We start from the raw sequence: 429 nt of genomic DNA, 5'->3' as shown, positions 1-429 counted from the left end.
TATTCTTTTCTTCAATGCGGCGGCCCCAGCTTGCAACAGGGAAGCACATGATGAAGTAAAGGAAAGCAGCACCAGCAAAGGCTGGGATGTAGTTGGCATTCATGGCAGACCAAGATTTTGTCATAAACATAATATCAGCTCCAGAGATGATGGCAACAGTAGCCGTATTCTTAATTAAGTTTACTACTTGGTTGGTCAAAGGTGGAAGAATGGTCGGAATGGCCTGTGGTAAAATGATGATTCGCATGGTTTCAGACTGAGTAAATCCTTGTGAAAGTGCGGCTTCAGTCTGCCCAGTAGGCACAGCCTCAATCCCTGCACGGATGACCTCTGCGATATAAGCACCGTGATAGAGTCCGACGCAGATAACAGCTGTCCAGTAGATGGATGGCATGAGAACATAATTTGAAATCAGTGGAAGTCCATAAT

At 45.5% G+C, this 429-nt stretch carries 1 protein-coding gene; it reads right to left on the bottom strand.

The annotated features are described in order from the left end of the window. On the bottom strand, positions 1 to 429 hold a 429-nt coding region (locus tag C1E99_RS10610), incomplete at both ends, for an amino acid ABC transporter permease (RefSeq protein ID WP_153060192.1).

Source organism: Streptococcus suis, assembly GCF_002964045.1.
Classification (GTDB): Bacteria; Bacillota; Bacilli; order Lactobacillales; family Streptococcaceae; genus Streptococcus; species Streptococcus suis_U.
Note: the sequence above shows the minus strand (reverse complement) of the source record. Positions and strands in the feature narration are given on the sequence as shown.